Below are 24,977 nucleotides of genomic sequence, written 5' to 3' on the forward strand. Positions count from 1 at the left end.
TGCGGGAATATGAAAGGTTTTGGTGCGTGAAGATTTTTTAATGCACCAAATGGAGGCTGTGACACCGCACCTTTGTAGGAGTGAGCCTGCTCGCGATAGCGCAGTGTCAGTCAGCAAATATGTAGCTGTTAAACCGCTATCGCGAGCAGGCGAAGGCCTACAGGGGACCGGATGTATCAGTAAGGAAGAGGTTGTTACTCGGTACTGCCTAGCCCTTGCCAGTGCTTGAGGCCGATAAAGATAAAGCGCAGTTGCTGGGTAATCTTCGCCTGCGGCGTCAGATGCTCCGGCAAGGCTTCGGCGGGCGGGTCGATGATGTCGGGGAGGGTAGCGAACACCGATTTGACGATCAGGTCAGCCATCACGCTCAAACCGGCGGCATCCAGATGCTGCAGTTTGGGCATCATCGTCAGGTCGGCCGCGAGGTCGGAACTGATGTTCTCGCGCAAGCGCCCGATCGCCTGGCGCACCGGCAGCGAACCGCCGTACTGCTCGCGCGCAAGAAACAGAAATTGCGAGCGATTGGCGCTGACCACGTCGAGGAAAATCCGCACCGAGGCGTCGATAATGCCGCCCATGACGAATTCGTTGTGGCGCACCAAGCGAATGGTTTCGCGGAAGGTCTGGCCGACTTCGCTGACCAGCACCAGGCCTAACTCGTCCATATCGGCAAAATGCCGGTAGAAACCGGTGGGCACAATCCCGGCGGTTTTCGTCACTTCGCGCAGGCTCAGGCTGCCGAATCCTCGGCCGCTTTCCATCAGGTGGCGGGCAGCGTCCATCAAGGCGTTGCGGGTCTGTTGTTTCTGTTCGGCGCGGGGCAGCATCGCAGGGTGTGTTCTTTGGCAGGACAAGCGCCGCACTCTAGCAAATCGGCTTTGTCGGCGTCGAACGGGAGGGCATGCAGCGGAAGATTTTATCGGGCCGGAAAAGTCAAAAGCCCAATCCGTGGATTGGGCTTTTTTTCGAGGCCGCCATGGGCTTAGCTCAAAGCGCTGTTGCGTTCGATCACACGGTCACCACCACCTTCGGCAAGGGTCTGGCCTTGTGGAGTGCGATCGCCGCCATCGGAAGCCAGGGTCTGGCCTTGTGGGGTGCGGTCGCCGCCGTCAGAAGCCAGGGTCTGGCCTTGTGGAGTGCGGTCGCTACCGTCAGACGCCAGGGTCTGGCCTTGTGGAGTGCGGTCGCTACCGTCAGACGCCAGAGTTTGACCTTGAGGAGTCTTGTCGTAGCCGTCTTGAACCAGACCTTTCTCTTCCAGGCGATCGCGGCCGCCTTCAGCCAGGGTCTGGCCTTGTGGAGTACGGTCCGAACCATCAGCTGCTACGGTTTGGCTGAATACCGAGTGGCTGGATTTAACTTGCGGAGTCGCTTGGTCGGCAGCGGGCAGGGCGAAAGCAGTGCTGGCTAGCATCGACAGGGTAAGGCTGAGCAGTAATTGGCGTTTCATGATGGGTTGCTCCTTGGGAGGGCGATAAAGTGGGTACGAGGGCAATGCTACTCTCGATAAGTCGATATAAAAGTTCATAAACGCAATGGTAATAATCAACAGAATTGATTGTTCTGCCGGGAGGCTCTAGATCGCGGCTTTCCGGCCGACGGTTTTGCACCGAGGTGGGTATTTCCGACTCACTCGCGCCTCGCAAAAGTGCGGTCGCGGTAACACTGTTCGACTGATTGGTCAGATTTCGCGCGACTTTTTGCGCAGTAATCGGCCTTTCGATTAAACCTGCGGCTGGTTTGCCAGTCGTAGATTTCATGAGGGCCGCTTTGGCCCGCCGTTTCAGCCGTGCGCTGCAGTCTTTGCGTGCGGTCGTGATCAGGAGCTTTGTGCATGACGCGCACTGGAAAAATCTTCAGCTGGACCTTCGCCATCCTCGTGCTGCTACTGGCCGTGCTGGTATTGGTCATCGTGTTCTTCGACTGGAACCGGATCAAACCGCCGCTCAACGCCAAAGTCTCGGAAGAACTGCACCGACCGTTTGCCATCAACGGCAATCTCGCGGTGATCTGGCAGCGCGAGCCGGACGAGGGTGGCTGGCGCGCGTGGGTGCCGTGGCCGCACGTGGTCGCCGAGGACTTGAGCCTGGGCAACCCGGACTGGTCGAAGCAACCGCAGATGGTCACGCTCAAGCGCGTTGAGCTGCGTATCTCGCCGCTGGCGCTGTTGGCGCAACGGGTGGTGATTCCGCGCATCGACCTGACCGAGCCCAATGCCCAGTTGCAGCGTCTGGCCGATGGCCGCGCCAACTGGACGTTCAAGTTCGACCCGAAAGATCCGAACGCTGAACCGTCGAACTGGGTGGTCGACATCGGCGCGATCGGGTTCGACAAGGGGCACGTCACCCTCGACGATCAGACACTCAAGACCAATCTCGATGTGCTGATCGATCCGCTGGGCAAGCCGATCCCGTACAGCGACATCGTTGGTGCCAAGGCGGCGAAAACCGCGCAGGACAATGGCGGTGCGCCGCAGGATTATGCGTTTGCCTTGAAGGTCAAAGGCCAATACCACGGGCAGAACCTCACCGGCCAAGGCAAGATCGGCGGGTTGCTCGCCTTGCAGGATGCGCGCAAGCCATTCCCGCTGCAGGCCCAGGCGAAGATCGGCGACACCAGCATCGAACTGGCTGGCACGCTGACCGATCCGCTCAATCTCGGCGCCCTCGATCTGCGCCTGAAACTGGCCGGCGCCAGCCTCGGCAATCTCTATCCGCTGACCGGCGTGACCCTGCCGGACACCCCACCGTACGCCACCGACGGCCATTTGATCGCCAAGCTGCATGACGAGGCCGGGGCGAAATTTACCTATGAGCAGTTCAACGGCAAGATCGGCAGCAGTGATATTCATGGCGACCTGACCTACGTCGCCAGCCAGCCGCGACCAAAACTCAGCGGCGCGTTGCTCTCCAATCAACTGTTGTTCGCTGACCTCGCACCGCTGATCGGCGCCGACTCCAATGACAAGCAAAAGGCCCGCGGTGGCGAGAGCAAACAGCCAGCCGATAAAGTGCTGCCGGTGGAAGAGTTCAAGACTGATCGCTGGCGCGCGATGGACGCCGACGTCGAGTTCACCGGCAAGCGCATCGTCCACAGCGAGAAACTGCCGTTCAACGACCTCTATACCCACCTTAAGCTCAATGACGGTGAGCTCAGCCTGGAGCCGCTGCGCTTCGGTGTCGCTGGCGGTAATCTCGATGCACAGATTCGCCTCAATGGCCGCACCGAACCATTGGAAGGCCGGGCGAAGCTGACTGCGCGCAGGTTCAAACTCAAAGAGCTGTTCCCGACTTTCGAACCGATGAAGACCAGTTTTGGTGAGCTGAATGGCGACGCCGATATCACTGGTCGCGGCAACTCGGTGGCCAAGCTGCTGGGCGGCGCCAACGGCAAATTGAAGATGTTGATCAACGACGGCGCGATCAGTCGCGAGCTGATGGAACTGGCCGGGCTCAACGTCGGCAACTATGTGGTCGGCAAGATCTTTGGCGACAAGGAAGTGAAGATCAACTGCGCAGCCGCCGACTTTGACATCAAGACCGGTCTGGCGACCACGCAGTTGTTTGTCTTCGATACCGAGAACGCGATCATCTATATCGACGGCACGGCGAACATGGCCACCGAGCAACTGGATCTGACGGTAACGCCGGAATCCAAGGGCTGGCGTTTGATCTCCCTGCGTTCGCCGCTGTATGTGCGGGGCAAGTTCATCAAGCCGGATGCCGGCGTGAAGGCCGTGCCGCTGATGTTGCGTGGAGCGGGGATGGTTGCGTTGGGCGTGATTGCCGCACCGGCGGCGGGGCTGTTGGCGCTGGTGGCGCCGAGTGGCGGTGAGCCGAATCAGTGTGCGCCGTTGCTGGAGCAGATGAAGGCGGGCAAGGCGCCTGTCACCGTAAAACCTACCAAGTAATCTTCAGCGTTATGAAAGACGCCATCGCGAGCAGGCTCACTCCTACATGGGAACGCATTCCACATGTAGGAGTGAGCCTGCTCGCGATAGGGTTTAGAGGTCGTTCAGGATGTCAGCCATGTCATCGGCATGTTCTTCTTCCTGCGCCAGAATATCTTCGAAGATACGCCGCGTAGTCGGGTCTTTCTCGCCGATGTACTGAATGATCTCGCGATAGCTGTCGATGGCGATCCGCTCGGCAACGAGGTCTTCGTAGACCATCTCTTTGAGGGTGTTGCCGGCCACATATTGCGCGTGGGACATTTTCGACAGCAGGTCGGGGTTGAACTCAGGCTCGCCGCCTAATTGCACGATGCGCTCGGCCAGACGGTCGGCGTGCTCGGCTTCCTGGGTGGCGTGCTCGAGAAACTCTTCGGCGGCCACATGGGCTTTCACGCCATTGGCCATGAAATAGTGGCGCTTGTAGCGCAGCACGCAGACCAGTTCAGTGGCCAGCGATTCATTGAGCAAGCGCAGCACCTCTTCACGGTCGGCGCTGTAGCCCTCGGTGACGGCGCCATTCTCGACGTGTTGGCGCGCACGGTCGCGCAAGGTTTGAACATCTGACAGATGCAGGTCGTCGCTCATTTCGATCTCCTGGAGGCTAATCCGATTGTCGCCACGTTCTGCGGACGCGGTCGCTACCTAAGCTGTGAGTCATGAGCGTTGCAAAAAGTTTTACCCGATTTGCTGCGACCTTGGCACCAGTCCCGAGCGCTGCGCTTCGTCGCGCAACCAGGCAAAAAACGCCCGCACCGGCGGATGCCGCTCACGCCCCGGCACACACAACGCGCTGTAACCGGCGCCATCGACCTGAACCTCGCCCTTGTACGGCACCAGCAAACCGCTGGCGACGCTCTCCGACACCAGAATATTGCTCGCCAGCACCAGCCCTTGCCCGGCGATCGCCGCTTGCAGGGCGTAATGTTCTTCATCGTATTCGCGGATCGCCGGTTGCTGGTTCAGCCAGTTTTCCTCGGCCTTGGCGCACCACGCTTCCCAGCCATGGGCATACAGTTTCGAGTTGTGCCAGCGCACGCTGATCAACGTTGGCGTACGCCGCGCGGCCAGCGCCACTTGCTCGGGCGAGCCATAAACGCCGAACGATTCATCGAACAGGCACAGACCGTACAGGTTCGGGTAGTCGTCGAGGCTGTAGCGCAACACCAGATCGACGCTGGCGTCCTGATGCAGATCGATGACTTCGCAGTGGGTGTCGAGGCGCACGTTGATGTTCGGATGCTGCGCATAAAAGCGTCCGAGGCGCGGCACCAGCCACAGCGCGGCAAACGCGGCGGTGGTCGATAGCGTCAGCGTGCTGGCGTTGCGCTGCGGGCGCAGGGTATCGACGCTCTGCGCCACTTCCAGCAATGCGCCGTGCAGGCTGCGAAACAGGCGCTCGCCGCCCTCGGTCAGGCGCACCTGGCGTGGCAGGCGTTCGAACAACGCGAGGCCGAGCCAGTCTTCCAGCGACCGGATCTGGTGAGAAATCGCCGTGGGCGTGACCGACAGTTCTTCGGCGGCAGCCTTGAAACTGAGCAGCCGTGACGCCGATTCAAAAGCGCGCAGGGCGGTGAGAGGCAGCGAGGCGAACATTGAAAACTCCATGGATGAAATAAACTCATCCAGACTGACTTTTGATCATTTGAGGCTTAGGGGTGACACCTGCAATCTGCAACGACACGCCAACTCAAGTCTAGCCTCAAGGAGTTTCAGATGAGCAAAATTCTTGCGATCCATGCCAGCCCACGTGGCGACCGTTCCCATTCGCGGCGTCTGGCGGAACATTTTCTCAGTGCCTGGCAGGTGCGTCATCCGCAGGCGCAAGTGACTCGCCGCGAGGTCGGGCGGGCACTGATTCCGGCGGTCAACGAAGCCTTTGTCGCCGCCGCGTTTTATCCACAGCCTGAAGCACGCCCACTGTCGATGCAGGCCGATCTGGCCCTGAGCGATCAATTGGTCGGCGAGTTGTTCGAGCACGACCTGCTGCTGATTTCCACACCGATGTACAACTTCAGCGTGCCCAGCGGCCTCAAGGCCTGGGTCGATCAGATCGTGCGCCTGGGGCTGACCTTCGATCACACGCTGGACAATGGCGTCGCCCAGTACACGCCTTTGTTGCAGGGCAAGAAAGCCTTGATCGTCACCAGTCGCGGTGGCTTCGGCTTCGGTCCGGGTGGTGAACTGGAAGCCTTGAACCACGCCGATCCATGGTTGCGCACGGCGCTGGGTTTCATCGGCATCAATGACGTCAGCGTGGTCGCGGCCGAGGGCGAAGAGTCCGCCGAACGCACTTTCGCGGTATCGGTGGCCGAGGCGGAGCAGCGTTTGCTCAGCCTTGCCCGGGAGTTCTAGGTGGCCTGGCTGTTCTTGCTGATCGCCGCCGGGTTTGAAGTGACCTTCGCCATGGGCATGAAGTACGCCGAGGGCTTCACCCGGCTGTGGCCCTCGTTGATCACGGTGATTGCGGCGCTCGGCGGGATCTACTTCCTGACCCTGGCGATGCGTGAGTTGCCGGTGAGCATCGCCTACCCGATCTGGACCGCGATTGGTTCGCTGGGCACGGTGTTCCTCGGCTTTGCCCTGTTGGGTGAGAGCCTGACGCTGGTCAAACTGGTTTCGGTAGGGCTGATTGTGGCGGGGGTGGTGGGCCTGAAGTAGGCTGGTCGTTGAGTTGTCATGATCAGGGAGGATGCTTGGCGGGCGTTTTGCACGTCTGGCATCCACTCACCGACCACAAGGATGTTTGCCATGTCGACGCGTTATCCATTGGTGTTGGTGCCCGGAATGCTCGGGTTTATCCGGCTGGTGCTCTATCCGTACTGGTACGGCATCGTCAAGGCACTGCGCCGGGGTGGTGCGACGGTGATTGCGGTGCAGGTGTCGCCGCTCAACTCCACAGAGGTGCGCGGCGAGCAGTTGCTGGCGCGCATCGATGAGGTCTTGCGCGAAGCCGGGGCGCAAAAGGTCAACCTGTTCGGCCACAGTCAGGGCTCATTGACGGCGCGCTATGCGGCGGCGAAGCGGCCGGATCTGGTGGCCTCGGTGACGTCGGTCGCCGGACCGAATCATGGTTCGGAACTGGCCGACTATCTGCAAAAACATTACCCGGCGGACAGCGCCAAGGGTCGTGTGCTTGAGGCATTGCTGCGTTTTGTCGGCTGGCTGATGGCGCTAATGGAAACCGGTTACCACGGGCCGAAACTGCCGGTGGATATTCACGCCTCGCATCAATCGCTGACCACTGAGGGCGTGGCGCTGTTCAACCAGCGTTATCCACAGGGCTTGCCGGAAACGTGGGGCGGGCACGGGCCGGAAGAGGTCAACGGTGTGCGCTATTACTCGTGGTCGGGGACATTGCAGCCGGGCAAGACGGATCGTGGCGGCAATCTGTTTGACGGGACGAATCGAAGTTGCCGGTTGTTTGCGAAAACGTTTGTGCGTGAACCGGGGCAGTGCGATGGGATGGTCGGGCGGTATAGCTCGCATCTGGGCACGGTGATTGGTGATGACTATCCGCTGGACCACTTCGATATCGTCAATCAGTCGCTGGGGCTGGTCGGCAAGGGTGCAGATCCGGTGCGACTGTTTGTCGAGCATGCGGCGCGGCTGAAGGCTGCAGGCCTTTAGGATCAAAAGATCGCAGCCTGCGGCAGCTCCTACGGGTTCAGTGTCGAACACAGATTTTGTGAACGCCCCGAACTCATGTAGGCGCTGCCGCAGGCTGCGATCTTTTCCATCAGGCAACGCTGACTCGGCGGCCCAACACGGTGGTCCAGCGCTCGGAAAGAATCACCCCGCCCAGCGTCAACAACCCGCCCACCAAGTGATACATCGCCAACTGCTCCTTCAACACCACCGCCGCAATCAGCGCGGTAATCAATGGCAGCAGGTTAAAGAACAACGTCGTGCGGCTCGGCCCCAGACGCTGCACAGCCTGCATCCACGCCAGCGGCGCGAGCATCGACGCCAGCAGGCACGCATACAGCACGAGCGGAATGTTCTGCAGAGTCAGCCCGGTCTTCGGCGAAGCTGCGTATAGCGGAAACAACACGACAATCGCCACCAGCACCTGCAGATACAGCAACACCAGCGGCGGCAGGCGCAGCTGCCATTTTTTCAGCAAAGTGCTGTAGATCGCATAGGCCAGGGTGGCGATCAACATCATCGCATCGCCCATGTTCACGCCGTGCTGCAGCAACGCGCCGAGGCTGCCGGAGGACACCACCACCAGCACACCGGCAAACGACAACACCGCACCGACCAGTGCCCCCGCCGTCAGGCGCTGACCGAGACTGATGATTGCCATGGCCAGCGACATCAACGGCATCAGCGACAGGATGATGCCCATGTTGGTGGCGGTGGTCAGGGTTGCGGCGAAGTAGGCGAGGCTTTGATACACCGCCATGCCGAGTACGCCGAGGATGAAAATCTTGCCCAGGTTCGGGCGGATCTGCGGCCAGTGCGCGATCACCGCTTTGAGCATGAACGGGGTGAACAGCAAACCGGCGAGGAGCCAGCGATAGAAACCGATCTCGGCGGGGAAGATTGCCCCGACCGCGAGTTTGTTGATCACGGTATTGCCGGCCCAGATAAAAATCGCCAGCAGCGGAAACGCGTATTGCATGAGTTGAAACCATTACGTTGATGAAGGGCGATTATCCCTTGTCTGGATGCAGGCCTATACTTCGAACCGGACAACCTGCCTCTGAAACCGGACAGCATGAACAGCAAACACATCGATCTGCTGGATTTCAGCGAACTGCCATCGGCGGTGTACTTCCGCTACGCCGACTTCAATGCCCATGAATACGCCGCGCCGCATCGCCATCCGTGGGGCACGCTGGAGTACGCCGCTCATGGCGTGCTGCACATGGACGTCGACGGCAGCCGCTTCATGTCACCGCCACAGTACGCGGTGTGGGTACCGCCGCAGGTCGAGCACAGTTTCTACAGCCATCAACCGGTCAACTATCGTGCGGTGTGCCTTGATCCCGAGGTTTGTACCGAGTTGCCGAAGCGCGCCTGTACCCTGGCGATCAGTGACATTCTCAAGGCGATTCTCAAAGACTTCGCCGCCCGCGACGTGAAGATTCCCGAACGGGATGCCGATCAGCGTCTGGCGCAGGTGTTGGTCGATCAACTGCAACAGGCCCCAGTGCATGAGTGTTATCTGCCCTACGCGAGCAGCCCGGGTTTGCTGGCGATCCTCGAAACCTTGCAGGCCGAACCGGGCAACAATCAGCCGCTGGCGCATTGGGCGCTGCAAGTGCACGTCAGTGAGCGCACGCTGGCCCGGCAATTCGTTCGGGAGTTGGGGATGAGTTTCGGCGAGTGGCGCCAGCGTCTGCGTTATCTCGCGGCAATCGAGGCGCTGGAGACGTCGCGCAGCGTACAGGAAATCGCCTTCGATCTTGGTTACAGCAGCGGCTCGGCATTTATCGCCATGTTCGCGCGGCAGGCCGGTTGCACGCCGGAGCAGTATCGCCGTAGCCATCTGGAAGGCAGGAAGGTGTAACAAGATTTGGCTACACTCCAGCAGAGGCCGCCCCCATCGGAGCGGCGACAAGGAGAAAACTCCATGAAGATGTTGCGTGTGCCGTTGTTGATGATTGGTTTGCTCCTGTGTTCCCAAGGTTTCGCCGCCACGGCGCAACAGAACAAAATGACCACCTGCAATGCCGATGCGACCGCCAAGAGTCTGAAAGGCGATGAGCGCAAAACCTTCATGAGCACCTGCCTCAAGGCAACGCCAGCGGCCAACGATGCCAAGGCCCTGACCCCGCAGCAGGAAAAAATGAAAACCTGCAACGCCGACGCGAAAACCAAAGCCCTGACCGGCGATGCGCGCAAGACGTTCATGAGTGATTGCCTGAAGAAAAAATAACCTGGTTCTGTGGGGTGCGCCCTCACCCTAACCCTCTCCCAGAGGGAGAGGGGACTGACCGCGGTGTTTTCAGATATCCATCGACCTGAACTATCCGGCCGATTCTGGATTCAATACAGCACTGGCAGGTCACCGGATTTCTTCGCCACTCCTCGATCGGTTCCCTCTCCCTCCGGGAGAGGGCTAGGGTGAGGGCTGGATCTCAAGCCGTGCAGCAAAACCCGAAACACCGCATATACCTAGTGCTCCCCCGGGAACGCTGGCAGACTGCCAATCCTTTTACGCCGTTCGTTTTGAGGCTGTATGCCAACGTTTTCTGAGCGTCATGTAGTGTTCTGGGTCAGTTGCATCATCATTTTCGGCGGTTTGCTGCTGGTGCTACCGTTGCGCTTGTTGCCGAGTCTGCTGGCCGGGCTATTGGTATTTGAACTGGTCAACATGCTCACCCCGCAACTGCAACGGCTGATCGAAGGCCGCCGCGCGCGTTGGCTGGCGGTGGCGTTGCTCGGCACTTTGGTGGTGAGTGTGCTGGCGTTGATCTTCGCCGGCGCGATCAGTTTTCTCCTGCATGAAGCGGAAAACCCCGGCGCTTCCCTCGACAAATTCATGGGTGTGGTCGACCGCGCGCGCGGGCAATTGCCGCCGTTCATCGACGCCTATCTACCGGCCAGTGCTGCCGAGTTTCGCGTGGCGATTGGCGAGTGGATGAGCAAGCACCTGTCTGACCTGCAACTGGTCGGCAAAGACGCCGCACACATGTTCGTCACGCTGCTGATCGGCATGGTGCTCGGCGCGATCATTGCCTTGCAGCGCATCCCCGACGTGACCAAGCGCAAACCGCTGGCTGCGGCCCTGTTTGATCGCTTGCACTTGCTGGTGCAGGCCTTCCGCAACATTGTCTTCGCGCAGATCAAGATTTCCCTGCTCAACACTTTCTTCACCGGGATCTTCCTCGCGGTGATCCTGCCGATGTTCGGCATCAAGTTGCCACTGACCAAAACCCTGATCGTGCTGACCTTCCTGCTCGGCCTGTTGCCGGTGATCGGCAACCTGATGTCGAACACGCTGATCACCATCGTCGGCCTGTCACTGTCGATCTGGGTGGCGATTGCCGCGCTGGGCTATCTGATTTTTATCCACAAGCTCGAGTACTTTCTCAACGCGCGCATCGTTGGCGGGCAGATCAGTGCCAAGTCGTGGGAGTTGCTGTTGGCGATGCTGGTGTTCGAGGCCGCGTTCGGCCTGCCGGGGGTGGTGGCGGGGCCGATTTATTATGCGTACCTGAAGAGTGAGTTGAAGCTGGGCGGGATGGTCTAACCACTCCATGATCATTCCCACGCAGAGCGTGGGAACGATCATCAGTTCATGGCGCCGTAGCGTTTCATCGCTTCAATCGCCAGACCGCTACCAATGCTGCCAAAGATATTCCCTTCAACATGCCGCGCATTCGGCAACATCGCCGAGACGCTGTTGCGCAGCGCCGGAATCCCGCTCGAACCACCGGTGAAGAACACCGTATCGACCTGATCGACCGCCACACAGGCATCGTTCAACAGCTGCGTAACACTGCCGCGCACCCGCTCCAGCAGCGCATCAATCGCCGATTCAAACAGCGCACGGGTCAGCTCAACACTCAAGCCTGCTTCGATCCGGTCCAGCGGCACGTGGCGGCTGTCGGTGTGGGTCAGCTGGATCTTGGTTTCTTCGACTTCCATCGCCAGCCAGTGCCCGGCGCGTTGTTCGATCAACTTGAACAGGCGATCGATGCCGCCAGTGTCTTCGATGTCGTAGCGCATGCTGCCCAGCGCCAGGCTGGATTTTTGCGAGTACACCGAGTTGATGGTGTGCCAGGTCGCCAGGTTCATGTGGTGGCTGGTCGGCATGTAGGCGCCGCTCTTCATGCGGCTGCCGTAGCCGAACAGCGGCATCAGACCTTGCAGGCTCAGCTGTTTGTCGAAATCGGTCCCGCCGATGTGCACACCACCGGTGGCGAGGATGTCATCGTGACGGTTATCGAGGCCACGACGCTCGGGCGACAGGCGCACCAGCGAGAAGTCGGAGGTACCACCGCCGATGTCGACGATCAGCACCAGCTCTTCTTTTTCGATGGTCGACTCGTAGTCGAAGGCGGCGGCGATCGGTTCGTACTGGAACGACACGTCCTTGAAGCCGATCTTGCGCGCCACTTCGACCAGGGTGTCTTCCGCTTCCTGGTCAGCCAGCGGATCGTCATCGACGAAGAACACCGGACGCCCGAGCACCACCTGCTCGAATTCCCGACCAGCGGCGGTTTCCGCACGGCTCTTCAACTGGCCGATGAACAGGCCGAGCAGGTCCTTGAACGGCATCGCCGTGCCGAGCACGCTGGTGTCGTGCTTGATCAGCTTGGAACCGAGCAGGCTTTTCAGCGAGCGCATCAGCCGGCCTTCGTAGCCTTCCAGGTACTCGTGCAGCGCCAGACGGCCGTAAACCGGGCGGCGTTCCTCGATGTTGAAGAAGACCACCGACGGCAGGGTGATCTTGTCGTCTTCCAGCGCGATCATCGTTTCCATGCCGGGGCGCAGCCAGCCGACGGTGGAGTTGGACGTGCCGAAGTCGATGCCGCAGGCACGGGCTGGAGAGGCGTCTTTCATGTCTTTCGGTTCCGGTCAAAAAAACGGCCGCGCAGTGTATGTCAGTGCGCGCCAGAATCGAAGGCCGGTCATCTGCTATTTCACGACTAAACTGCCTTGAAACCTCAAGCTTTGCCCCAAACTTGCTGGCATGGGCCGGCAGAACCACCGGCGGTCGCAAGAACCGCCGTCCACTGCCGATAAACTTCTGCTGCGCCACCCGGTCACAACCTTGAGATCGGTCAACCCGGCACGCGCGAATCGGCGCATGCTGGCATCGGCGCGAAATCGATAACGGATGGTGATTCCTTCGATGGACTTCAAAGACTATTACAAGATACTTGGCGTGGAGCCGACAGCAGACGACAAGGCAATCAAGGCTGCCTATCGCAAGCTGGCGCGCAAATACCACCCCGATGTCAGCAAGGAAAAAGACGCCGAGGCCAAATTCAAAGACGCCTCGGAAGCTTATGAAGCGCTGAAAAGCGCCGACAAACGTGCTGAATACGACGAGCTGCGCCGCTATGGCCAGCACGGTCAACCGTTCCAGGGGCCACCGGGCTGGCAGAGCCGTGGCGGCTTTGGCGGCGGCGGTGCTGACACCGGCGACTTCTCGGACTTCTTCAGTTCGATCTTCGGCAATCGCGGCCCCGGTTTCGGTGGCGGCGAAGGTCGGCAACAACGCAGTGCTGGGCGCCGAGGGCAAGACGTGGAAATGGAACTGCCGATCTTCCTCGAGGAGACGCTCGCTAACGAATCGAAGAAAGTCACCTTCCAGGTGCCGCAATACAACGCCAACGGCCAGCACGTCAGCAATACCAGCAAGAGCCTGAACGTGAAAATTCCGGCGGGCGTGACCGACGGCGAACGCATCCGCCTCAAAGGCCAGGGCGCACCGGGCGTCGGTGGCGGGGCGAATGGCGACCTGTATCTGACCATTCGTTTTGCGCCACACCCGAAATTCGATGTTGAAGGCGAAAACCTGATCATCACCTTGCCGCTGGCACCGTGGGAACTGGCGCTGGGGGCTGAAGTGGCGGTGCCGACCCTGACCGGCAAGATCAACCTCAAGGTTCCGGCCGGCAGCCAGAACGGCCAGCGCATGCGCGCCAAGGGTCATGGCCTGAAAAACAAGGCAGGCGAGCGCGGTTACCTGTTCGTCCAGCTCAAAGCCGTGATGCCGAAAACCTCGGACGACGAGGTCAAGGCGCTGTGGCAGGAACTGGCGAAGAAAGCCGCGTTCAACCCGCGCGAGAACTTCTGAATTCGACGACGGAGTAGCCCATCATGAGCAGCCCCCTGATCGTTCAACTGGACCTGGCAGAATTCTGTGAGGCGGCCGATTTGTCGGACGTCTACGTGATCGAAATCGTCGAGCACGGCATCCTCGAACCTCAGGGCGCGCAGCCCCGGGAGTGGCGCTTCACCGATTACGAATTGGCGTTGGCCAAACGTGCGGCGAAGTTGCGCCGTGATCTGGAGCTGGAGTGGGAAGGGGTTGCGCTGGCGCTGGATCTGCTGGAGGAGGTGCGTGAGTTGCGTGCCGAGAACCGTATGTTGCGGCAGCGCTTGGGGCGGTTGGTGGTGGAGTAGTCAGACTGAAAATCTTGTTCTGGCTGAGCTGGCCTTATCGCTGGCAAGCCAGCTCCCACAGGGTTTTGCGTTGGAATGTAGATCTCGGATCGGCGCAGAACCTGTGGGAGCTGGCTTGCCAGCGATGAACGATAACGCGGAGTTTCTGACTCAACATTGAAAAGGCCCCGAAGGGCCTTTTTTTGGTTAGAACAGGAAATACCGCTGCGCCATCGGCAGCGTCTCCGCCGGCTCACACCACAGCAACACCCCGTCAGCCTTGACCTGATAGGTCTGCGGATCAACATCGATGTTCGGCAGATAGTCGTTGTGAATCAGATCGGTTTTCTGCACGTCACGGCAGCCCTTCACTACGCCAATCTTTTTCTTCAAACCCAACGCTTCCGGCAGCCCGGCTTCCTGCGCAGCCTGACTGATAAAGGTCAGGCTGGTGGCATGCAGCGAGCCGCCGTAGCTGGCGAACATCGGGCGGTAGTGCACCGGTTGCGGTGTCGGAATCGAGGCGTTGGCATCACCCATCAGGCTCGCGGCAATCGCGCCGCCCTTGAGGATCAGCGTCGGTTTTACACCGAAAAACGCCGGGCGCCACAGCACCAGATCGGCCCACTTGCCGACTTCGATCGAGCCGACTTCATGGCTGATGCCATGGGTGATCGCCGGGTTGATCGTGTATTTGGCGATGTAGCGTTTGGCGCGGAAGTTGTCGTTGCCTGCGCCGTCCTGCGGCAGTGGGCCGCGCTGTTTTTTCATCTTGTCGGCGGTCTGCCAGGTGCGCGTGATGACTTCGCCGACGCGGCCCATGGCCTGGCTGTCGGAGCTGATCATCGAGAATGCGCCGAGGTCGTGAAGAATGTCTTCGGCGGCAATCGTTTCGCGGCGGATGCGGCTTTCGGCGAACGCGACGTCTTCGGCAATGCTCGGGTCGAGGTGGTGGCAGACCATCAGCATGTCGAGGTGTTCGTCGATGGTGTTGCGGGTGAACGGCCGGGTCGGGTTGGTCGAGCTCGGCAATACGTTAGGGAAGCCGCAGGCCTTGATGATGTCCGGTGCGTGACCGCCACCGGCACCTTCGGTGTGATAGGTGTGAATGGTGCGGCCCTTGAACGCGCCGAGGGTGGTTTCGACGAAACCGGATTCGTTGAGGGTGTCGGTGTGGATCGCTACCTGCACATCGAACTGGTCGGCGACGTTCAGGCAGTTGTCGATGCTCGCCGGGGTGGTGCCCCAGTCTTCGTGCAATTTCAAGCCGATGGCGCCGGCCTTGACCTGCTCGATCAACGGCTCCGGCAGGCTGGCGTTGCCTTTGCCGGTGAGGCCGATGTTCATCGGGAAGGCGTCGGCGGCCTGGAGCATGCGGGCCAGGTGCCAAGGCCCGGAGGTGCAGGTGGTGGCGTTGGTGCCGGTGGCAGGTCCGGTGCCGCCGCCGATCATGGTGGTGACGCCGCTCATCAGCGCTTCTTCGATCTGCTGCGGGCAGATGAAGTGGATGTGCGTGTCGATGCCGCCGGCGGTGAGGATCATGCCTTCGCCGGCGATCACTTCGGTGCCGGCGCCGATGGCGATGGTCACGTTCGGCTGCACGTCGGGGTTGCCGGCCTTGCCGATCGCGGCGATGCGCCCGTCCTTGAGGCCGACGTCGGCTTTGACGATGCCCCAGTGGTCGATGATCAGCGCGTTGGTGATCAGCGTGTCGACGACTTCGGCCGCGAGCAGTTGGCTTTGGCCCTGGCCGTCGCGGATGACTTTGCCGCCACCGAACTTCACTTCTTCGCCATAGGTGGTGAAGTCTTGTTCGACTTCGATCCACAGCTCGGTGTCGGCCAGGCGCACCTTGTCGCCGACGGTGGGGCCGAACATGTCGGCGTAGGCTTGTCTGGAGATTTTCATGCAGCGTCCTTCAGGAAAATAGTGGTGAGCCATCGACCTTCACCCTAGCCCTCTCCCAGAGGGAGAGGGGACTGTTCGCGGTGGGTCGGCTATCGGTGATCGGCTCCGCAGAGGGGACTGTTCACGGTGGGGCGGCTATCGGTGATCAGCTCCCTCTCCCTCGGGAGAGGGCTGGGGTGAGGGGCAGCGGTGCACGCCGATATCAGAGATCACCCATGACCCGCCCGGCAAACCCGAACACCCGGCGATGCCCGGCATAATCCACAAGCTCAACCTCACGACTTTGCCCCGGCTCGAAGCGCACCGCCGTCCCCGCCGGAATATTCAGGCGCATGCCACGGCTCGCTGCACGATCAAAGGTCAGCGCGTCGTTAGTTTCAAAAAAGTGATAGTGCGAACCGACCTGGATCGGCCGGTCGCCGCTGTTGGCGACTTTCAGGCTGACGGTGCGGCGACCGACGTTGAGCTCGATGTCGCCGGGCTGGATCTGGTACTCGCCAGGAATCATCACTGGGCTCCTTGCAGAATCTTGTAATAGAGGGCGGTCGGTCGATAGGTACCGTGCGGGTCGCAGGCGTAATCGGGAATCTGGCCCGCGCGGGTGTAACCCAACGCCTTGTAGAAATCTTCGGCGGGCGAGCCGGCCTCGGTGTCGAGGTAGAGCATGCCGCGCTTGTGTTTGGGCGCTTCGAGTTCCAGCGCACTCATCAATTGCTGGCCGAGGCCGCGCCGCCGTGCGTGTTCGCGCACCAGCAGTTTTTGCACCTCGGCGCGGTTGAGACCGTTAGCCTTCTGACACAGGCCCAACTGCACACTGGCCAGCACTTGCTCGTCCTTGACCACCACCCAGAGCAGCACGCTGCCTTTGTTGACGTTGTCCTGCACCTCATCGAAATAGGCGCGCGCCTGAGCCGCATCGAGGTCGGCCATGAAGCCGACACTGGCGCCGTAACCGACCGCATCAAGCAGCAGATCAATCAGGCCCTGACGGTAGTGGGCAAAACTTTCAGCATTGACGCGGCGCAGTTGGGCGGCGTTCATCGGTGTCACTCCTTGTTGGCGTCAGGCGGCTCCGCGCCAGGGTTGAGGGTCAGTTGCATGAAGGTCAGGTCGAGCCAGCGGCCGAACTTGGTGCCGACCTGCGGCATCTGCCCGGTGATGCTGAAACCGGCGCGCTCGTGCAGGCGAATCGAGGCGGCGTTGCCGCTTTCGATGGCGGCGACCATCACGTGTTTGTCGCAGGTTCTGGCGCGCTCGATCAGCGCTGCCATCAATTGCGGGCCGAGGCCGTTGCCGCGTTGATCGCTGCGCACATAAACCGAATGTTCGACGGTGTGGCGAAAGCCGTCGAAAGGCCGCCAGTCACCGAATGAAGCGTAGCCGAGTACGCTGTTGTCACCGTCGATGATTACCAGAATCGGATAGGCCTGGGCCTGACGCGCGCTGAACCACGCCTGGCGGTTGCCGAGGTCGACGGCCTGTTCATTCCAGATCGCCGTGGTGTTGAGCACGGCATCGTTGTAGATGTCGCGGATCGCCGGCAGGTCGGCGTGGACGGCATCGCGAATGGTGTAAGTCATGGCGCTGCCTCAGACGATCGGTTGGTGGACGGTGACCAGTTTGGTGCCGTCGGGGAACGTCGCTTCGACCTGGATCTCCGGGATCATTTCCGGGATGCCTTCCATCACTTGTTCACGGCTGAGCAGGGTGGTGCCGTAGTGCATCAGCTCGGCCACGGTCTGGCCGTCACGCGCGCCTTCAAGCAGAGCGGCGGAGATGTAGGCCATGGCTTCCGGGTAATTGAGTTTCACGCCGCGGGCCAGACGCCGCTCGGCGACGAGGCCGGCGGTGAAGATCAGCAGCTTGTCTTTTTCGCGTGGGGTCAGGTCCATTGTGGGGTTCCATCAGGGCAGATTTGTGAGGTTCTTGCCGGTGTGGGGTGCCAGTTGGAGCAGCCCCTCACCCTAGCCCTCTCCCGAAGGAGAGGGGACTGATCTCGGTTGTTTTCAATGGCCGGTTCAGTCAGCGGTATTCGTTCAGTCAGTTAAATTCATTTCAAGCGACTCGGTCAGGCTCCCTCTTGCGAAGGAGAGGGGACTGATCTCGGTTGTTTTCAATGGCCGGTTCAGTCAGCGGTATTCGTTCAGTCAGTTAAATTCATTTCAAACGACTCGGTCGGGCTCCCTCTCCCTCCGGGAGAGGGCGGGGGGTGAGGGTTGCTTTCAGGTGTTCCATATTCTCGGTGACACCGCCTCGCGATCCAGAAGCACCGGACGCAGCAAGCGCCATAACTCGATGAGCCAGGCCCGTGCGAGCAACGCTTCACTGGCCAGACAACGGGCAACCAAAAGTCCCGGCAATTGCGTCAAATCCCCGCGAACCTGGTGATCCAGCGAGCGGCAGCGCTCCAGCAACTCAGCCTCAATCTCACCGGTCACCAACAACGTCGCAAACACCGGATTGCCATCCATCCCGATCGGCGAATCAAGCAAACCGTCATCACCGACAATGCGCTGGCGCTCGTGCCAGAGCAATCGGCCATCGCGGCGAATATCCAGGTGCGCCTGAAAATGCCCGTGGTCAAAACGTTCGCCACTGGCCGGGCGACCCAGCGCCACCACGTCCCAGTAAAACAGCCGTGCATCACCCTCAAGTTCAATCGAAGTGCTCAGCTCAGCCTGCGCGGCGCTATAGACGATGGTCTCCTGCGGCAACCATTCCAGCGTCCCGCCGGCTGCCACTTTCAAATCCAGTTTTTGATACGCCGGCCCACCCGCGCGATACCACTTGGCGGCACCGGGGCTGGTGATCTGCGCCCAGGCGTCGGCTTCGACGCGCGCGCTGATGTCCAGCCGATCACCGCCGGCAATCCCGCCCGGCGGGTGGACGATGATGTGCTGACAGACTTCAGGGCCTTCGGCGTACAGGTGCTTTTGCACCCGCAGCGGCCCGAGGTGTCGGCGCATGACCGGGCGCGTGCAGTCGCCGAAACGGGCATAAGCGAGTTCCAGCGCGGCGTGCCAGCTCGGGGTAAACAGGGCAGGTGCAACAGTCGAATTCATGGTGTGTAATTATCGTTAGGAAGCTACAGATTAATTCGTTGTACTAGATCGTTACCAGCCCGCGTACACCCTCGGCCTCCATATTTTCACCGCGCCCCTGCTGGACGATCTCGCCCCGGGACATCACCAGATACTGATCGGCCAGTTCCGCGGCGAAATCGTAGAACTGCTCGACCAGCAAAATCGCCATATCACCGCGCGCCGCGAGTTTCTTGATTACCGCGCCGATCTCCTTGATCACCGAAGGTTGAATGCCTTCGGTAGGCTCGTCGAGGATCAGCAAGCGCGGGCGGCTGGCCAATGCGCGACCAATCGCCAACTGCTGTTGCTGACCACCGGAGAGGTCGCCGCCGCGACGCTGCTTCATTTGTAGCAGCACCGGGAACAATTCGTAGATGAAACTTGGGACTTCCTTGGCTTCACTGCCGGGAAAACGCGACAGACCCATCAGCAGATTCTCTTCCACGGTCAGGCGGCCGAAGATCTCCCGGCCTTGCGGCACGTAAGCGATACCGGCGTGAACCCGTTGGTGTGGCTTGAACGTGGTGATCGGTTTGCCTTCCCAATTGACTGCGCCTTCCTTGGCCGGCAACAGGCCCATCAGGCATTTGAGCAGGGTGGTTTTGCCGACGCCGTTACGGCCGAGCAGGCAGGTGACCTCACCGACCTTCACATCGAACGAGAGGCCACGGAGGATATGACTACCACCGTAGTACTGGTGCAGCTTGTCGACTTGCAGCATGTTCAAATTCCTTCCGTTGCACACAGAACCCTGTGGGAGCTGGCTTGCCAGCGATAGCGGTGGATCAGTCGGCATTAATGCTGGATGTGCCGGCCTCATCGCTGGCAAGCCAGCTCCCACAGTTTTGATGGGTGTTTTCAGTTTCAGCGGCCGAGGTAAACCTCGATCACGCGCTCGTTTTCCTGCACTTGCTCAAGTGAGCCTTCGGCCAGCACGCTGCCCTGGTGCAGCACGGTCACGTGGTCGGCAATCGAGCCGACAAAGCCCATGTCATGCTCCACCACCATCAACGAATGCTTGCCCGCCAGGCTCTTGAACAATTCAGCGGTGAATTCGGTTTCTGCATCAGTCATGCCCGCCACCGGCTCATCGAGCAGGAGCAATTGCGGGTCCTGCATCAGCAACATGCCGATCTCGAGAAACTGCTTCTGACCGTGGGAGAGCAACCCCGCCTGACGATTGACCGAGGTGGTGAGGCGAATCGTCTCCAGCACTTCGCTGATGCGATCCTTCTGCTCTCCACTCAAGCGCGCACGCAAACTGGCCCACACCGACTTGTCGGTTTTCTGCGCCAGTTCCAGGTTTTCAAACACGCTCAGCGCCTCGAACACCGTCGGCTTCTGAAACTTGCGGCCGATGCCGGCCTGAGCGATTTGCACTTCACTCATTTGAGTCAGATCCAGCGTTTCGCCGAACCAGGCTTTGCCGTGACTCGGCCGAGTCTTGCCGGTGATCACGTCCATCAGCGTGGTTTTACCCGCGCCGTTAGGGCCGATGATGCAGCGCAATTCGCCGACGCCGATGTACAGGTTGAGATTGTTCAGCGCACGAAATCCATCGAAGCTGACGCTGATGTCTTCCAGTGTGAGGATCGTGCCGTGACGGGTGTCGAGGCCCGGGCCGACGCGCTGGCCGAGGCCGATCGAGTCGCGGCTGGTGCCGGCGTCCTTGTTCGGTTCGACGGGAAAGAAGGCCGGTTCCAGCATGAATTCAGCGCTCGCCGTGACTCTCATTGTTCACCTCGTTTCTTCAGCAGACCGATCACGCCTTTGGGCAGGTACAGCGTCACGACGATGAACAGCGCGCCGAGAAAAAACAGCCAGTATTCCGGGAAGGCCACGGTGAACCAGCTCTTCATGCCGTTGACCACACCGGCGCCGAGCAGCGGGCCGATCAGCGTGCCGCGACCGCCAAGGGCAACCCATACCGCTGCTTCGATGGAGTTGGTTGGCGACATTTCGCTCGGGTTGATGATGCCCACTTGCGGCACGTACAACGCCCCGGCCAGGCCACACAACACCGCACTCAACACCCACACGAACAGCTTGAAACCGCGCGGGTCGTAGCCGCAGAACATCAAGCGGTTTTCCGCATCGCGCAGCGCAGTCAGCACGCGGCCGAACTTGCTCTGCGCCAAGCGCCAGCCGATGAACAGGCTCGCCACCAGCAACAACACCGTCGCCAGAAACAGCACCGCGCGGGTGCCCGGTTCGGTGATGCCGAAACCGAGAATCGTGCGGAAATTGGTGAAGCCGTTGTTGCCGCCAAACCCGGTCTCGTTGCGGAAAAACAGAAGCATGCCGGCAAAGGTCAGGGCCTGGGTCATGATCGAGAAATACACGCCTTTGATCCGCGAACGGAAAGCGAAGAAACCGAAGACCAGCGCCAGCAAGCCCGGCGCCAACACCACCAGACACATCGCCCAGATAAAACTGCTGGTGCCGGTCCAGTACCACGGCAGTTCGCTCCACGACAGGAAGGTCATGAACGCCGGCAGACCATCGCCGGCGGCCTGACGCATCAGGTACATGCCCATCGCATAACCGCCGAGAGCGAAGAACAGGCCGTGACCCAGCGACAGCAAACCGGCGTAACCCCAGACCAGATCCAGCGCCAGGGCGACGATGGCGTAGCAGAGGATTTTGCCAACCAGCGTCAGCGTGTACGCCGAGATGTGCAGCGCATTCTCGGGCGACAATAACGACAGCAGCGGCAGGGCGATCAGCAGAGCGAGGATTACCGCGCCAATCGCGAGGGTGATTTTCGGCCCGGCCTTTTGCGTGGCCGTGACTAACAGAGGCTGGTTCATCAGTCGATCACCCGTCCTTTCAGTGCGAAGAGGCCTTGCGGACGTTTCTGGATAAACAGAATGATCAGCGCGAGGATCAGGATCTTGCCGAGCACCGCACCGATCTGCGGTTCGAGAATCTTGTTGGCGATACCCAGGCCGAAGGCTGCGAGCACGCTGCCGGCCAACTGGCCAACACCGCCGAGCACCACCACCAGAAATGAATCGATGATGTAGCTTTGGCCGAGGTCCGGGCCGACGTTGCCGATCTGACTCAGCGCTACGCCGCCGAGGCCGGCGATGCCCGAGCCGAGGCCGAAGGCGAGCATGTCGACACGACCGGTCGGCACGCCGCAGCAGGCGGCCATGTTGCGGTTCTGGGTAACGGCACGGACGTTGAGGCCGAGGCGGGTTTTATTCAGCAGCAACCAAGTCAGTACGACGACGAACAGTGCGAAGGCGATGATCACGATGCGGTTGTACGGCAGCACCAGATTTGGCAAAACCTGAATCCCGCCGGACAGCCACGCCGGGTTGGCCACTTCAACGTTCTGCGCGCCGAACAACAGGCGCACCAGTTGAATCAGCATCAGGCTGATGCCCCAGGTGGCGAGCAAGGTTTCCAGTGGGCGGCCGTAGAGGTGGCGAATCACCGTGCGCTCTAGCGCCATGCCGATCGCCGCCGTGACAAAGAACGCCACCGGCAGCGCGATCAACGGATAAAACTCAATCGCTTGCGGTGCGTAGCGCTGGAACATCAACTGCACCACATACGTCGAGTAGGCGCCGAGCATCAGCATCTCGCCGTGGGCCATGTTGATCACGCCGAGCAGGCCGAAGGTGATTGCCAGACCGAGCGCTGCCAACAGCAGAATCGAACCGAGCGACATGCCGCTGAACGCCTGGCCGAGGATCTCGCCGATCAGCAGTTTGCGTTTGACTTGGGCGAGGCTGGTTTCGGCCGCCGTGCGTACGCCGGCATCGGCTTCGACGCCGGGTTCGAGCAAACCTTCGAGGCGCGTGCGCGCCAGTGGATCGCCGGTTTCGCCAAGCAATCGCACCGCCGCGAGTCGTACGGCCGGATCAGTGTCGACCAGTTGCAGATTGGCCAGCGCCAGGCTCAGGGCGGCATGGACGCTTTCATCTTTTTCGCCAGCGAGTTGCTGGTCGAGGAATTTCAGCTGCGCGGGTTTCGCGCTTTTCTGCAATTGCTGCGCGGCAGTCAGACGGATTTTGGCGTCGGCGGCGAGCAATTGATGGCTGGCCATGGCGGTGTCGATCAGACCCCGCAGGCGATTGTTCAGGCGCAGGGTTTTCGGTTGGCCGTCGATCGTCAGCTCGCCTTGTTGCAGGGCGTTGAGCAATTCGATACGCGCCGGGTCGGGCTGCGCGGCCCAGGTTTCCAGCAGTTTGGCTTGCTGCACAGGATTGGCCGCGACGAAGTCTTCGGCGTCGCCGGCATGGGCCAGCATTGGCAGCAATAGTGCGATGGCTATGAGAAAGCGGTGTATGGCAGTGGGCATTAGTGGTGTCCTGTTCAACCGCCCCCTCACCCTAACCCTCTCCCAGAGGGAGAGGGGACTGACCGAGGTGTCTGGACGATGTGCTGCGACCTGCGAATTCGAGTCGAACTCAGGCTTTGAAAAGCATGAAGATCGGCTCCCTTTCCCCCTCTCCCTCTTGAAATTGAGGGGACTGACCGAGGTGTTTGAACGATGTGCTGCGACCTGCGAATTCGAGCCGAACTCAGGCTTTGAAAGGCATGAAGATCGGCTCCCTTTCCCCCTCTCCCTGAGGGAGAGGGCTGGGGTGAGGGGGGGGGAATCTAAAGCCCGCCTCAAAAACTGAATCCGCCTCAGTTGCTCTTCACCGCATAATCCGGCTTCTTGTCGTTGCCCTGAATGAACGGGCTCCACGGTTGCGCACGGATCGGCCCTTCGGTCTGCCACACCACGTTGAACTGACCATCAGCCTGAATCTCGCCGATCATCACCGGTTTGTGCAGGTGGTGATTGGTCTTGTCCATGGTCAAGGTGTAGCCCGACGGCGCCGCGAAAGTCTGGCCGGCAAGGGCTTCGCGGACTTTGTCGACGTCAGTGGATTTGGCTTTTTCAACTGCTTGCGCCCACATGTGGATGCCGACGTAAGTAGCCTCCATCGGGTCGTTGGTCACGGCTTTGTCGGCGCCCGGCAGGTTGTGTTTCTTCGCGTAGGCCTTCCAGTCAGCGACGAATTTCTTGTTCTGCGGGTTCTCCACCGACTCGAAGTAGTTCCACGCCGCGAGGTTGCCCACCAGCGGTTTGGTGTCGATGCCGCGCAGTTCTTCTTCGCCGACCGAGAACGCTACAACCGGTACGTCGGTGGCCTTCAGACCCTGGTTGGCCAGCTCTTTATAGAACGGCACGTTGGAGTCGCCGTTGACGGTCGAGATGACCGCAGTCTTGCCACCGGCGGAGAATTTTTTGATGTTGGCGACGATGGTTTGATAGTCGCTGTGACCAAACGGCGTGTAGACCTCTTCGATGTCTTTGTCGGCGACGCCTTTGGAATGCAGGAACGAGCGCAGGATCTTGTTGGTGGTGCGCGGGTAGACGTAGTCGGTACCGAGCAGGAAGTAGCGCTTGGCGCTGCCGCCTTCTTCACTCATCAGGTATTCAACCGCCGGGATCGCCTGCTGGTTAGGCGCGGCGCCGGTGTAGAAGACGTTCGGCGACATCTCTTCGCCTTCGTATTGCACCGGATAGAACAACAGGCCATTGAGCTCTTCGAACACCGGCAATACCGATTTGCGCGACACCGAGGTCCAGCAGCCGAACACCACGGCGACCTTGTCCTGAGTCAGCAGCTGCCGGCCTTTTTCGGCGAACAGCGGCCAGTTCGATGCCGGGTCAACCACCACCGGTTCGAGCATCTTGCCGTTCACACCGCCCTTGGCGTTGATCTCGTCGATGGTCATCAGCGCCATGTCTTTGAGCGACGTTTCGGAGATCGCCATGGTGCCGGACAACGAATGCAGAATCCCGACCTTGATGGTCTCGGCGGCCTGGACAGTCCAGGTCATGCCCATCGCGGCAATGGATGCCGTGAGTGTGAAAGCCTTGATCAAACTGCGACGCTTCATTGTGCGATCTCCATGAACGTTTGAAGTTTTTTTTGGTTGGCAGATGCGGACGACTG

The 24,977-nt window shown here is 60.4% G+C and carries 26 protein-coding genes; 9 read left to right on the forward strand and 17 right to left on the reverse strand.

Annotated features, from left to right (window positions below; genetic code table 11):
* Nucleotides 1–194: 194 nt before the first annotated feature.
* Nucleotides 195–827, reverse strand: a complete 633-nt coding sequence (locus CKW38_RS18730; RefSeq protein ID WP_007915913.1) for a TetR family transcriptional regulator — start codon at nucleotides 825–827, stop codon at nucleotides 195–197.
* Between the two features lie 155 nt (nucleotides 828–982).
* Entirely contained in the window at nucleotides 983–1,450 is a 468-nt protein-coding gene (locus CKW38_RS18735; protein WP_095113518.1) for a hypothetical protein, read from the reverse strand.
* A gap of 384 nt (nucleotides 1,451–1,834) precedes the next feature.
* Between CKW38_RS18735 and CKW38_RS18740 the strand changes: the two genes are divergently transcribed.
* Nucleotides 1,835–3,910, forward strand: coding sequence for an AsmA family protein (locus tag CKW38_RS18740; RefSeq protein WP_095113519.1), 2,076 nt, complete (start codon nucleotides 1,835–1,837; stop codon nucleotides 3,908–3,910).
* A gap of 93 nt (nucleotides 3,911–4,003) precedes the next feature.
* Here the strand turns inward: CKW38_RS18740 and CKW38_RS18745 are convergent, their stop codons facing one another.
* On the reverse strand, nucleotides 4,004–4,537 hold the full coding sequence (locus CKW38_RS18745; RefSeq protein ID WP_007915920.1) for a bacterioferritin: 534 nt from the start codon (nucleotides 4,535–4,537) through the stop codon (nucleotides 4,004–4,006).
* 90 nt (nucleotides 4,538–4,627) lie between these two features.
* Nucleotides 4,628–5,557: a LysR substrate-binding domain-containing protein gene (locus tag CKW38_RS18750; protein ID WP_176472347.1), complete on the reverse strand. Its 930-nt coding sequence runs from the start codon at nucleotides 5,555–5,557 to the stop codon at nucleotides 4,628–4,630.
* 108 nt (nucleotides 5,558–5,665) lie between these two features.
* Here CKW38_RS18750 and CKW38_RS18755 point away from each other — a divergent pair, with 108 nt between their 5' ends.
* From CKW38_RS18755 to CKW38_RS18765, 3 genes are all read left to right on the forward strand, one after another.
* Nucleotides 5,666–6,304 (forward strand): FMN-dependent NADH-azoreductase, encoded by a 639-nt coding sequence (locus CKW38_RS18755; protein ID WP_095113521.1) that lies wholly within the window; start codon nucleotides 5,666–5,668, stop codon nucleotides 6,302–6,304.
* On the forward strand, nucleotides 6,305–6,610 hold the full coding sequence (locus tag CKW38_RS18760; protein WP_095113522.1) for a multidrug efflux SMR transporter: 306 nt from the start codon (nucleotides 6,305–6,307) through the stop codon (nucleotides 6,608–6,610).
* 90 nt (nucleotides 6,611–6,700) lie between these two features.
* Nucleotides 6,701–7,579 carry a triacylglycerol lipase gene (locus CKW38_RS18765; protein WP_095113523.1) on the forward strand — a complete coding sequence of 293 codons (879 nt, stop codon included), beginning with the start codon at nucleotides 6,701–6,703 and terminating at the stop codon, nucleotides 7,577–7,579.
* A 109-nt stretch (nucleotides 7,580–7,688) separates the two neighbouring features.
* Here the strand turns inward: CKW38_RS18765 and CKW38_RS18770 are convergent, their stop codons facing one another.
* Nucleotides 7,689–8,576 carry a DMT family transporter gene (locus CKW38_RS18770; protein ID WP_007915926.1) on the reverse strand — a complete coding sequence of 296 codons (888 nt, stop codon included), beginning with the start codon at nucleotides 8,574–8,576 and terminating at the stop codon, nucleotides 7,689–7,691.
* 96 nt (nucleotides 8,577–8,672) lie between these two features.
* On the opposite strand from CKW38_RS18770, the gene CKW38_RS18775 reads away from it, so the two are divergent.
* From CKW38_RS18775 to CKW38_RS18785, 3 genes are all read left to right on the forward strand, one after another.
* A complete protein-coding gene (locus CKW38_RS18775) occupies nucleotides 8,673–9,467 on the forward strand; it encodes a helix-turn-helix transcriptional regulator (protein WP_007915928.1) in 795 nt (264 codons plus the stop codon).
* 63 nt (nucleotides 9,468–9,530) lie between these two features.
* A complete protein-coding gene (locus CKW38_RS18780; protein ID WP_007915930.1) occupies nucleotides 9,531–9,836 on the forward strand; it encodes a PsiF family protein in 306 nt (101 codons plus the stop codon).
* Between the two features lie 303 nt (nucleotides 9,837–10,139).
* Entirely contained in the window at nucleotides 10,140–11,153 is a 1,014-nt protein-coding gene (locus tag CKW38_RS18785; protein WP_007915933.1) for an AI-2E family transporter, read from the forward strand.
* A gap of 41 nt (nucleotides 11,154–11,194) precedes the next feature.
* Here CKW38_RS18785 and CKW38_RS18790 read toward each other — a convergent pair whose 3' ends face one another.
* The gene (locus CKW38_RS18790) at nucleotides 11,195–12,469 is read right to left on the reverse strand and encodes an Hsp70 family protein (RefSeq protein WP_095113524.1); all 1,275 of its coding nucleotides are present in this window, start codon (nucleotides 12,467–12,469) and stop codon (nucleotides 11,195–11,197) included.
* Between the two features lie 292 nt (nucleotides 12,470–12,761).
* Here CKW38_RS18790 and CKW38_RS18795 point away from each other — a divergent pair, with 292 nt between their 5' ends.
* Nucleotides 12,762–13,712, forward strand: a complete 951-nt coding sequence (locus CKW38_RS18795; RefSeq protein ID WP_007915937.1) for a DnaJ C-terminal domain-containing protein — start codon at nucleotides 12,762–12,764, stop codon at nucleotides 13,710–13,712.
* A 23-nt stretch (nucleotides 13,713–13,735) separates the two neighbouring features.
* The gene (locus CKW38_RS18800; RefSeq protein ID WP_016984795.1) at nucleotides 13,736–14,041 is read left to right on the forward strand and encodes a chaperone modulator CbpM; all 306 of its coding nucleotides are present in this window, start codon (nucleotides 13,736–13,738) and stop codon (nucleotides 14,039–14,041) included.
* 186 nt (nucleotides 14,042–14,227) lie between these two features.
* Here the strand turns inward: CKW38_RS18800 and ureC are convergent, their stop codons facing one another.
* From ureC to urtA, 11 genes are all read right to left on the reverse strand, one after another.
* Nucleotides 14,228–15,928 (reverse strand): urease subunit alpha, encoded by a 1,701-nt coding sequence (gene ureC / locus CKW38_RS18805; RefSeq protein WP_007915945.1) that lies wholly within the window; start codon nucleotides 15,926–15,928, stop codon nucleotides 14,228–14,230.
* Between the two features lie 202 nt (nucleotides 15,929–16,130).
* Nucleotides 16,131–16,436 carry an urease subunit beta gene (locus CKW38_RS18810; RefSeq protein ID WP_007915947.1) on the reverse strand — a complete coding sequence of 102 codons (306 nt, stop codon included), beginning with the start codon at nucleotides 16,434–16,436 and terminating at the stop codon, nucleotides 16,131–16,133.
* Nucleotides 16,436–16,969: a GNAT family N-acetyltransferase gene (locus tag CKW38_RS18815; protein WP_016984790.1), complete on the reverse strand. Its 534-nt coding sequence runs from the start codon at nucleotides 16,967–16,969 to the stop codon at nucleotides 16,436–16,438. Before CKW38_RS18815 ends, CKW38_RS18810 begins: the two co-directional genes overlap by 1 nt.
* 5 nt (nucleotides 16,970–16,974) lie before the next feature.
* On the reverse strand, nucleotides 16,975–17,508 hold the full coding sequence (locus tag CKW38_RS18820; protein WP_095113525.1) for a GNAT family N-acetyltransferase: 534 nt from the start codon (nucleotides 17,506–17,508) through the stop codon (nucleotides 16,975–16,977).
* 9 nt (nucleotides 17,509–17,517) lie between these two features.
* Nucleotides 17,518–17,820, reverse strand: coding sequence for an urease subunit gamma (ureA, locus tag CKW38_RS18825; protein WP_003221215.1), 303 nt, complete (start codon nucleotides 17,818–17,820; stop codon nucleotides 17,518–17,520).
* A 330-nt stretch (nucleotides 17,821–18,150) separates the two neighbouring features.
* Nucleotides 18,151–18,990 carry an urease accessory protein UreD gene (locus tag CKW38_RS18830; RefSeq protein WP_095113526.1) on the reverse strand — a complete coding sequence of 280 codons (840 nt, stop codon included), beginning with the start codon at nucleotides 18,988–18,990 and terminating at the stop codon, nucleotides 18,151–18,153.
* 43 nt (nucleotides 18,991–19,033) lie between these two features.
* Complete coding sequence (gene urtE, locus CKW38_RS18835; protein WP_053116875.1) at nucleotides 19,034–19,732, reverse strand: urea ABC transporter ATP-binding subunit UrtE; 699 nt, start codon at nucleotides 19,730–19,732, stop codon at nucleotides 19,034–19,036.
* A 143-nt stretch (nucleotides 19,733–19,875) separates the two neighbouring features.
* Entirely contained in the window at nucleotides 19,876–20,745 is an 870-nt protein-coding gene (urtD, locus tag CKW38_RS18840; protein WP_007918913.1) for an urea ABC transporter ATP-binding protein UrtD, read from the reverse strand.
* Nucleotides 20,742–21,821: an urea ABC transporter permease subunit UrtC gene (gene urtC, locus CKW38_RS18845; RefSeq protein WP_095113527.1), complete on the reverse strand. Its 1,080-nt coding sequence runs from the start codon at nucleotides 21,819–21,821 to the stop codon at nucleotides 20,742–20,744. Before urtC ends, urtD begins: the two co-directional genes overlap by 4 nt.
* The gene (gene urtB / locus CKW38_RS18850; RefSeq protein ID WP_095113528.1) at nucleotides 21,821–23,323 is read right to left on the reverse strand and encodes an urea ABC transporter permease subunit UrtB; all 1,503 of its coding nucleotides are present in this window, start codon (nucleotides 23,321–23,323) and stop codon (nucleotides 21,821–21,823) included. The genes urtC and urtB overlap by 1 nt, the downstream gene beginning before the upstream one ends.
* Nucleotides 23,324–23,655: 332 nt before the next feature.
* The gene (urtA, locus tag CKW38_RS18860) at nucleotides 23,656–24,921 is read right to left on the reverse strand and encodes an urea ABC transporter substrate-binding protein (protein WP_007914554.1); all 1,266 of its coding nucleotides are present in this window, start codon (nucleotides 24,919–24,921) and stop codon (nucleotides 23,656–23,658) included.
* Nucleotides 24,922–24,977: the final 56 nt, after the last annotated feature.

Origin of the sequence: Pseudomonas sp. Irchel 3H7, from assembly GCF_900187605.1 — a bacterium.
Classification (GTDB): Bacteria; Pseudomonadota; Gammaproteobacteria; order Pseudomonadales; family Pseudomonadaceae; genus Aquipseudomonas.

Bases quoted from the DNA above. Each gene is read 5' to 3' on its own strand.
- CKW38_RS18750 (WP_176472347.1), bottom strand. From the start codon at position 5,557: ATGGAGTTTTCAATGTTCGCCTCGCTGCCTCTCACCGCCCTGCGCGCT.
- CKW38_RS18775 (WP_007915928.1), top strand. From the start codon at position 8,673: ATGAACAGCAAACACATCGATCTGCTGGATTTCAGCGAACTGCCATCG.
- CKW38_RS18790 (WP_095113524.1), bottom strand. From the start codon at position 12,469: ATGAAAGACGCCTCTCCAGCCCGTGCCTGCGGCATCGACTTCGGCACG.
- urtC (WP_095113527.1), bottom strand. From the start codon at position 21,821: ATGAACCAGCCTCTGTTAGTCACGGCCACGCAAAAGGCCGGGCCGAAA.
- ureC (WP_007915945.1), bottom strand. From the start codon at position 15,928: ATGAAAATCTCCAGACAAGCCTACGCCGACATGTTCGGCCCCACCGTC.
- CKW38_RS18765 (WP_095113523.1), top strand. From the start codon at position 6,701: ATGTCGACGCGTTATCCATTGGTGTTGGTGCCCGGAATGCTCGGGTTT.
- urtE (WP_053116875.1), bottom strand. From the start codon at position 19,732: ATGCTGCAAGTCGACAAGCTGCACCAGTACTACGGTGGTAGTCATATC.
- CKW38_RS18795 (WP_007915937.1), top strand. From the start codon at position 12,762: ATGGACTTCAAAGACTATTACAAGATACTTGGCGTGGAGCCGACAGCA.
- urtA (WP_007914554.1), bottom strand. From the start codon at position 24,921: ATGAAGCGTCGCAGTTTGATCAAGGCTTTCACACTCACGGCATCCATT.
- CKW38_RS18735 (WP_095113518.1), bottom strand. From the start codon at position 1,450: ATGAAACGCCAATTACTGCTCAGCCTTACCCTGTCGATGCTAGCCAGC.
- CKW38_RS18810 (WP_007915947.1), bottom strand. From the start codon at position 16,436: ATGATTCCTGGCGAGTACCAGATCCAGCCCGGCGACATCGAGCTCAAC.
- CKW38_RS18830 (WP_095113526.1), bottom strand. From the start codon at position 18,990: ATGAATTCGACTGTTGCACCTGCCCTGTTTACCCCGAGCTGGCACGCC.
- CKW38_RS18770 (WP_007915926.1), bottom strand. From the start codon at position 8,576: ATGCAATACGCGTTTCCGCTGCTGGCGATTTTTATCTGGGCCGGCAAT.
- urtD (WP_007918913.1), bottom strand. From the start codon at position 20,745: ATGAGAGTCACGGCGAGCGCTGAATTCATGCTGGAACCGGCCTTCTTT.
- CKW38_RS18820 (WP_095113525.1), bottom strand. From the start codon at position 17,508: ATGACTTACACCATTCGCGATGCCGTCCACGCCGACCTGCCGGCGATC.
- CKW38_RS18800 (WP_016984795.1), top strand. From the start codon at position 13,736: ATGAGCAGCCCCCTGATCGTTCAACTGGACCTGGCAGAATTCTGTGAG.
- CKW38_RS18745 (WP_007915920.1), bottom strand. From the start codon at position 4,537: ATGAGCGACGACCTGCATCTGTCAGATGTTCAAACCTTGCGCGACCGT.
- CKW38_RS18780 (WP_007915930.1), top strand. From the start codon at position 9,531: ATGAAGATGTTGCGTGTGCCGTTGTTGATGATTGGTTTGCTCCTGTGT.
- CKW38_RS18740 (WP_095113519.1), top strand. From the start codon at position 1,835: ATGACGCGCACTGGAAAAATCTTCAGCTGGACCTTCGCCATCCTCGTG.
- urtB (WP_095113528.1), bottom strand. From the start codon at position 23,323: ATGCCCACTGCCATACACCGCTTTCTCATAGCCATCGCACTATTGCTG.
- ureA (WP_003221215.1), bottom strand. From the start codon at position 17,820: ATGGACCTGACCCCACGCGAAAAAGACAAGCTGCTGATCTTCACCGCC.
- CKW38_RS18815 (WP_016984790.1), bottom strand. From the start codon at position 16,969: ATGAACGCCGCCCAACTGCGCCGCGTCAATGCTGAAAGTTTTGCCCAC.
- CKW38_RS18730 (WP_007915913.1), bottom strand. From the start codon at position 827: ATGCTGCCCCGCGCCGAACAGAAACAACAGACCCGCAACGCCTTGATG.
- CKW38_RS18755 (WP_095113521.1), top strand. From the start codon at position 5,666: ATGAGCAAAATTCTTGCGATCCATGCCAGCCCACGTGGCGACCGTTCC.
- CKW38_RS18785 (WP_007915933.1), top strand. From the start codon at position 10,140: ATGCCAACGTTTTCTGAGCGTCATGTAGTGTTCTGGGTCAGTTGCATC.